Below are 7,520 nucleotides of genomic sequence, written 5' to 3' on the forward strand. Positions count from 1 at the left end.
GCAATGAAATTCGACTACGCCAATCCCTATCCCTCGATCCGCATCCCCGTCTTCGCACGCAACGTCGTCTCGACTTCGCATCCATTGGCCGCGCAAGCGGGCCTTCGCATCCTCCAGCAGGGCGGCAATGCAGCCGACGCGGCCATCGCGACGGCTGCGGTGATGACCCTGGTCGAACCGGTCAGCAACGGCCTGGGCAGCGATGCCTTCTGCATCCTGTGGGACGGCGAGAAGCTGCATGGGCTCAATGCCTCCGGCTCGGCGCCGCAGGCCTGGACGCCCGAGTACTTCCGCCGCAAGTACGGTGCCGATGCCGCGACGCCACCGCAGCGCGGCATCGACTCGGTGACGGTGCCGGGCGCGGTCGGCGGCTGGGTCGCGTTGTCCGAACGCTTCGGCAAGCTGCCCTTCGAAGACCTGATGGCGCCGGCGATCGAGATCGCCGAGCGCGGCTACCTGATGCCGCCGGTGGTGCAGCAGAAGTGGGCCGCGGCCACGCCGATCCTGCAATCGCAGCCGGGTTTCGCGCAGGCCTTCCTGCCATGGGGCCGTGCGCCCGAGGTCGGCGAGCTGTTCCGCTTTCCAGCCGCGGCGCGCGCCCTGAAGGCCATCGCCGCGACCAGGGGCGATGCCTTCTACAGCGGCGAGATCGCCGAGGCGTTGGGCAAATTCTCGAGCGCCAACGGCGGCAGCCTCAAGGTGCGCGATCTCGCCAACTGGAAGCCCGAGTGGGTCGAGCCGATCTCGCAGAACTACCGCAAGCACACGCTGCACGAGATCCCGCCCAATGGGCAAGGCATCGCGGCGCTGATTGCGCTCGGCATCCTCGAGCACTTCGACATGGCATCGATTCCGGTCGATTCGGTCGCTTCGCAGCACCTGCAGATCGAGGCCATGAAGCTGGCCTTTGCGGACACCTACCGCTACGTCTCGGACCCATCGTCGATGGAGGTGACGCCCTTGCAAATGCTCGAGGGCACCTACCTCGCCTCGCGTGCCAAACTCATCGACGTGAACAAGGCGCAGGACTTCAAGGCGGGCAACCCGGTCAAGGGCGGCACCATCTACCTCACCGCCGCCGACGAGCGCGGAATGATGGTGAGCTTCATCCAGAGCAACTACATGGGCTTCGGCTCCGGCTGCGTGGAGCCCGAATTCGGCATCAGCCTGCAGAACCGCGGCCACGGTTTCAGCCTCGATGCCAAGAGCCCCAACGTGGTGGCGCCTGGCAAGCGGCCTTTCCACACCATCATTCCGGCCTTCCTCACGAAGGACGGGCAGCCCGTGATGAGCTTCGGCGTGATGGGCGGCAACATGCAGCCGCAGGGCCACATGCAGACACTGGTGCGCATGCTGGACTACGGCCAGAACCCGCAGGCCGCCTGCGATGCGCCGCGCTGGCGCTTCAACAGCGGGCTCGAGATCAACGTCGAGGCCGCCATGAATCCGGCGACGGTGCGCGGCCTCGCGGAGCTCGGCCACAAGGTCGACGTGATCAACGACTCCTACCAGGACTTCGGCGCCGGCCAGTTCATCTGCCGCGCGGGCGATCCGGCGGTCGAAGGCTACGTGGCCGCGAGCGATCCGCGCCGCGACGGCTTGGCAGCGGGGTACTGAGCAAGTAGCAAGGGGGCGAGCTCGCCACGATGATTGGGGGATGAACCAGGCGGCCGCGAAGGCCGGCATTCCCCTCAACCTTCCCACGAAGCCGGCCGCAAACCATAGAAGAAGGTCGGCATCGGCATACCGAAACGTCGCCAAAGCGGCAAGATGATGGTGAAACTCGCGGGCCACCTTCGGATACATCAAGGTGCTCGCGAACTGGCGGTCGTCCACCTGCATGCCCGCGTCGTGCTCGGCCCCATAGGTGATACGTCTCGCTCCACTCCTACGCTCCTGTAAGTTTGGCAATCACCGCATAGGCCACGATCTCGATCTTCATGCCGGGGACCACGAGGCCAGCCACAGCACAGGACGGACGGCGGGAAGCCGCTCAAGGAATGCCGTTGTGGGCTTATGAGCGGCCGCGATCGGCTCAGTGAGCGAGAGGGCGTCGTTGATGTGGTACCCACCAGCGGGGCCAACTCGTAGATGCCCGATACCAGCACGGCGGCGGCAGGCAAGCCGCCGGGCTGGTCCGCGTCGTCGGCCCAGCCCCGCAGGCAGGTCATGGCAGCCAGGTGCGCGCCGGCGGAGCTGCGGGCCACGACGATGCGCTCAGGATCGAAACCCAGGGCTTCTCCGTGCGCGTGCAGCCAGCGCAGCGCTCGGCGGTATTCGAGCGCGATCTCGCGCACGGACGCGCCGGGCGCCAGCGTTTAATCGATCGCCGCGAAGGCAAAGTTGCCCTGGATGCAGCCAGGGGCAGCGAACAAAGAGCTTTGCTTCGAGAGCTCCTGCCAGTAGCCGCCGTGAATGAAGACCAGGAGCGGTGGCAAGCCGCCGCCGCCCGCCGGCGGCAGGAAGAGGTCGAGCTGGTTCGAGGCCTTGTCGCCGTAAGCCAGGTCGCGCTGCGCCACGCAGGCTTGCAGCGCGGCAGCGCTCAGCTCGGCGTAGGCGCGCAGGTGCGGCGCAGGGTTGCCGCCGATGCAGGAGCTCGGCGAGTACTCACGCTCGCGGTCTTCAAGGGGTAGCAAAGCTGTCATCCGTGGTTCACTGGGATTTGTAGCCGGCGTTCTTGACCATCGCGGCCCCACCGTGCGCGTCGATGGGACGCGCGCGCTCAACTCAGCGGGCGCGCCGGACGCGGCGGCCGTTCTGCTCCAGTCGGTGCGGTGGTGCAGGTCGATCGCGTCGCCGATGCGTACCGCCTCCGGGCCGAGCGCATCGGTCAGGCCCTGGATCAGGTCCTCATGCATTGGCGGCTCCATCAGAGCTCGGTGCGCGCGCGCCAGAGCTCGGGGAACAGCACCACGTCGAGCATCTTGCGCAGATAGCTCACGCCGCCGGCGCCGCCCGTGCCGCGCTTGAAGCCGATCACCCGCTCGACCGTGGTCACATGGCGAAAGCGCCACAGCCGGAACGCGTCCTCCAGGTCCACCAGTTCTTCGGCCACATGGTAGAGCTCCCAATGCGCCTGCGGCTGCTTGTAGACCTGGAGCCAGGCCCGGGTTACTTGGTCGCTGGCGGCGTAGGGCTGGGTCCAGTCGCGCGACAGGTGGGTCTTGGGCAGCGCCAGCCCGCGCCGTGCCAGCAGGCGCAGCGATTCGTCGTAGAGCGAGGGCGCCTCGTAGGCCTCGCGCACCCGGGCCAGCAGGTCGGGCCGGTGTCCGTGCGGCTTGAGCATGGCCGGATTCTTGTTGCTCAGCGAGAACTCGATGCAGCGGTACTGGCAGCTTTGGAAGCCACTGGAGGCGCCCAGGTAGGGCCGCATGGCCGTGTACTCCGACGGTGTCATCGTGGCGAGCACGTCCCCGGCATGGACCAACTGCTCCATGATGCGGGAGACGCGCGCCAGCATCTTGAAGGCACTGCCGAGCTCGTCGGTCGCTACGCAGCGCATGGCAGCGTCCAGCTCGTGCAGTATCAGCTTCATCCAAAGCTCGCTGGTCTGGTTGCACGATGAAGCGCAGCTCGTCGTGGGTGCGCGAGAGCGGCTTCTGCGCGTTGAGGATGGCGTCGAGCTGCAGGTAGTCGCCGTAGCTCATCGAGCGGCTGAAGTCGAGCTGGGCTTTTTCCTCCTGCACGATGCGCTCGGGAGATGAGAGGTTGGGCGTGTGCGCGTTCATGCGATTCAGCCCAGCACAGCAGCGATGGCCTGCGCCACGCGGTCCACGTTGCCCAGGGTCAGGCCCGACAGGAACATGCGGCCCGAGCGCACGAGATAGACAGCGTGTTCCTCGCGCAGCCGGGCGACCTGTGCTTCGCTGAGACCGGTATAGCTGAACATGCCGCGCTGCGTGAGGAAGTAGTCGAAGTTGCGGCGACCCTGAAAGGTCTCGTCCAGCACCGCGTGGAGGGGTTCGCGCATCGCGCGACTGCGATGTCGCATCGCGGCCGTTTCACCGGTCCACTGCGTGAACAGCTGTGGGTCTCGCAGCACGCGGGCGATCACGCGCGCGCCGTGCGTGGGGGGTGTCGAGTAGTTGCGCCGGACGGCGGCCTTGAGTTGCCCAAGCACGGTGTCGGCTGTCTGGCGTTCGCTGCACACCACGTTGAGGCCGCCGCAGCGCTCGCCGTACATCGAGAAGTTCTTGGAAAAAGTTGGCGACGAAGAACTGGATGCCCTCATCAGCCAGCTCCCGCAGGGCGAAGGCGTCTTCGTCGAGGCCGTCGCCGAAGCCTTGGTAGGCGATGTCGATAAAGGGAATGAGCGCGCGGTCGCGCAGCACCGGGATCAGCGCCTGCCATTGCGCGGCGGAGAAGTCGACGCCGGTCGGGTTGTGGCAGCTGGCATGCAGCAGCACGATGCTGTGGCGCGGCAGGCTGTCCAGGGTCGCGAGCATGTCGTCGAAACGCAGGCCGCCGGTGATCGGGTCGTAGTAGGGATAGCGCCGCACCTCGAAGCCCGCACCCTCGAAGATGGCTTGGTGGTTGTCCCAGGTCGGGTCGCTCACCCAGAGGCTGGCTTCGGGGAAGTAGCGACGCAGGAAGTCGGCGCCGACCTTGAGTCCCCCGGACCCCCCTAGGGTCTGCAGCGTTGCGAGGCGGCCGCTGGTCACAGCTTCGTGCCCTGCGCCGAATGGCAGACTCTGAACCGCGGTACGGAAGTCGGCCAGCCCTTCCATCGGCAGGTAGGGGCGGGGGCCAATGTGCTCCAGCAGCGCGGCCTCGGCCTGGCGAACGGAGGGCAGCACGGGCAATCGGCCGCGGCACTTGCCCAGGTCGAGGCGGGTGGCGCCCGTACCCTCGGCAAAGGCCGCACGATCAGGCTCCATGCTGCGCCTTCCTCTCGGCCGGATTCCGCTGAAGATGGCGCGCTCAGCGTCGCGGTAGCCCCGGCGCGGCCGCTGCCAGGTCCCAGAACAGGCCCGTCATCAGCTGCAGCGCCTCGCGCGCCACCGGTGCCAGCAGGTGCTCGTCGGGTGCGTGCTGCTGGCAGGCCGCGTAGCTGTGCGGCACCCACACGGTGGGCAGGCCCAGGATGTCGGCAAACACATCGTTGGGCAGGCTGCCGCCCAGGTTGGGCAGCAGCACGGGCTTCTTGCCGGTGCTCTGCTCGATGCTGGCCAGCGTGAAGCGCACCCAGGCGTTGTCCGGGTCCAGCCGGGTGGCGTGCATGACCTCGGGTTCGCTGACTTCGATGCCTTCGAAGCCGTGCGCCGAAAGGTGCTGCTGCACGACGTCACGCAGCCGGCTCACGTCGGTGCCGACGACAAAGCGCATGTGCATGAAGGCCTGTGCTGCGGGCGGGATGGCGTTGACCGGGAAGTCCGGGTTGCCGGTCTTGTAGGCCAGCACTTCCAGCGTGTTCCAGGCGATCACCCGTTCGGCCTGAGTCAGGCCGGGCTCGCCCCAGCCGGGGTCAACTTCCGGGTCGCCGGCGTCATCACCAAAGCGCAGGCCCTGCAGCGCGGTGCGCACGTTGGCCGGGATGGGCGGCGGGCGCAGGCCCTGGACATGGATCACGCCGTGGGCGTCCACCATGCTGGCAATTGCGTTGGCCAGCACCGTGCCGGGGTTGCGCAGCAGGCCGCCCCAGTTGCCGCTGTGGTGGCCGCCGCCGCGCAGGTTCAGCGTCAGGCTGAAGTTCGCCACACCGCGCGAGCCCAGGAAGACGGTGGGCTGGTCGCGGCCCACGCGCGGGCCGTCGCTGGCGATCAGCGCATCGGCGGCCAGCAGTTCCTGGTGCGCAGAGCAGAACGCTGCCAGGCCCGGCGAGCCGGTCTCTTCGCCGGTTTCCAGCAGCCACTTGACGTTGAAGCCCAGCTGGCCGCGCAGCGCCAGCACGGTGGCCAGCGCGGCGATGTTGATGCTGTGCTGGCCCTTGTTGTCGGCCGTGCCCCGTCCATAAAGGCGCTCACCGTCCACCGCCAGCGTCCACGGTCCCTCGCCGCAGGTCCAGCTCTTGTCCTGGCCGCGGATGACGTCGCCGTGGCCGTACATCAGCACCGTGGGCAGATCATCGCCTTCATGGCGGCTGGCCACCAGGAACGGTCCGTAGGCGGGCTCGGGGTTGGGGTGGATGCTGAAGCTGAAGCCCAGCTTGGCCAATGAAGGGCCGATCTCGTCCTGCAGGTAGGCGGCCAGCGCCGGCCCGGAGTCCGGCTCCTGGCTGGCGGTGCGGAAGGCGACACGGCGCGACAGGTCGCGCACGAAGTCGCCGCTGTCGAAGTGGCCGGCAGCCTGGGCCAGTGCGGCGTCGCGCGTCATGCGGCCTCCTGCAGGGCTTCCCGAGGGAGGCCAGCCTCATTGGGGGGTAGACCCATGAGCGTGGAGACGATGCACTTTGCTAGGAAACGCATGAAGATAATCCCAAGTAACTGACTGCTTGGAACGATATCGCGCTCCCAGCCCGGCGGAATAGGACGAATGCGCGCCTGAATTTGGATGATTGCGACGTCATCGGATACGGCGGCGGAGCTTTCATATTCTCACGGCTTCGCAATTCTATCAATTCCAACACACTCGGGCGAAAATGCTGTTGATGGTCGACCCGATAACCTGCGGTTTGGAGTGAAGCGGCGAGTTCGAGCTACGCCTAGTCACATGCGAGCATCGATCAATATTAATAGCCAAGGAATTCTATCTAAACGGACCAAATTAGGATACTAAATGTCAAAACTCGAGCGCAAACTGATCCCCACGCCTGAAGGTCAGGTCGAACTTCTAGTCGAAGGCAAGGGCCCACGCATTGTCCTGCTCCCCTCGCTGGCGAGAGGCGCTACTGATTTCGATGAAATTGCACCATTAATTGCTGCGGCTGGATTCCGCGTGTTGCGACCGCAGCCACGCGGCATAGGCGCGAGTTCGGGGCCGACCGAAGGCATCACATTGATCGATCTTGCCGCCGATGTCGTTGCTGCGATCGAAGCTGATTGTGCGCCGGAGAAGCCTGAAGCATTGTGTGTGGTGGGCCACGCGTTCGGCAACTGGGTCGCGCGGGTTCTCGCCCATCATTGGCCTTCGATGACAAAATCTGTCGCACTTCTCGCGGCGATTATTGGCAGCACAATATCGCCCGAGCTCTTGATTTCCGTGAATGTCGTATCTGACAATTCCAAGCCGGATGCAGACCGCCTATTTTATTTGGAGCGTGACTTCTTCGCTCCCGGGCACGATGCTTCCGTTTGGTTGAGCGGGTGGCATACAGAGGTCTCTAAATTTCAGCTCGCGGCGACGAATGCAACGGCCGACAGTAGTTGGACCGAAGTAGGCAAAAATTTGCCGGTACTCTATGTTGCGCCTGAATTTGACAAGATTGCACCTGTACCCGAAGAAGATTACTTGCGAGATCGTGTAGGCCACCTCACGACGATGGAAATCATCCATGGTTCTGGCCACGCACTTCTTCCGGAGAAGGTTTCGGAGGCCGCGGCTGTGCTTGTCTCATTCGCCCAGTCCATCATGCGCGGCGAAGG

The 7,520-nt window shown here is 65.6% G+C and carries 5 protein-coding genes and 2 pseudogenes; 2 read left to right on the top strand and 5 right to left on the bottom strand.

The annotated features are described in order from the left end of the window. Window positions 1–3: 3 nt before the first annotated feature. Window positions 4–1,617, top strand: a complete 1,614-nt coding sequence (locus tag ACSQ89_RS40875; protein ID WP_436297835.1) for a gamma-glutamyltransferase family protein — start codon at window positions 4–6, stop codon at window positions 1,615–1,617. A gap of 188 nt (window positions 1,618–1,805) precedes the next feature. Here ACSQ89_RS40875 and ACSQ89_RS40880 read toward each other — a convergent pair whose 3' ends face one another. The 5 genes and pseudogenes from ACSQ89_RS40880 to ACSQ89_RS40900 all read right to left on the bottom strand — a co-directional run bounded on the left by ACSQ89_RS40880 (window position 1,806) and on the right by ACSQ89_RS40900 (window position 6,312). Then, window positions 1,806–2,315: an alpha/beta hydrolase gene (locus tag ACSQ89_RS40880; RefSeq protein WP_436297854.1), complete on the bottom strand. Its 510-nt coding sequence runs from the start codon at window positions 2,313–2,315 to the stop codon at window positions 1,806–1,808. A gap of 3 nt (window positions 2,316–2,318) precedes the next feature. Then, on the bottom strand, window positions 2,319–2,858 hold the full coding sequence (locus ACSQ89_RS40885) for a hypothetical protein (RefSeq protein ID WP_436297836.1): 540 nt from the start codon (window positions 2,856–2,858) through the stop codon (window positions 2,319–2,321). 11 nt (window positions 2,859–2,869) lie between these two features. After that, window positions 2,870–3,728: pseudogene (gene kynA / locus ACSQ89_RS40890) on the bottom strand (tryptophan 2,3-dioxygenase). Window positions 3,729–3,733: 5 nt separating this feature from the next. Beyond that, window positions 3,734–4,808, bottom strand: a pseudogene (locus ACSQ89_RS40895) (aromatic amino acid transaminase); the annotation flags it as partial. Between the two features lie 112 nt (window positions 4,809–4,920). Beyond that, window positions 4,921–6,312: a M20 family metallopeptidase gene (locus tag ACSQ89_RS40900; protein WP_436297837.1), complete on the bottom strand. Its 1,392-nt coding sequence runs from the start codon at window positions 6,310–6,312 to the stop codon at window positions 4,921–4,923. A 402-nt stretch (window positions 6,313–6,714) separates the two neighbouring features. Here ACSQ89_RS40900 and ACSQ89_RS40905 point away from each other — a divergent pair. Continuing rightward, window positions 6,715–7,520: alpha/beta fold hydrolase (locus ACSQ89_RS40905; protein ID WP_436297838.1), on the top strand; the 806-nt coding region annotated here is incomplete at its 3' end.

This window comes from Variovorax sp. LjRoot175 (genome assembly GCF_964253805.1).
In the GTDB taxonomy this organism is placed as follows: domain Bacteria; phylum Pseudomonadota; class Gammaproteobacteria; order Burkholderiales; family Burkholderiaceae_C; genus Variovorax.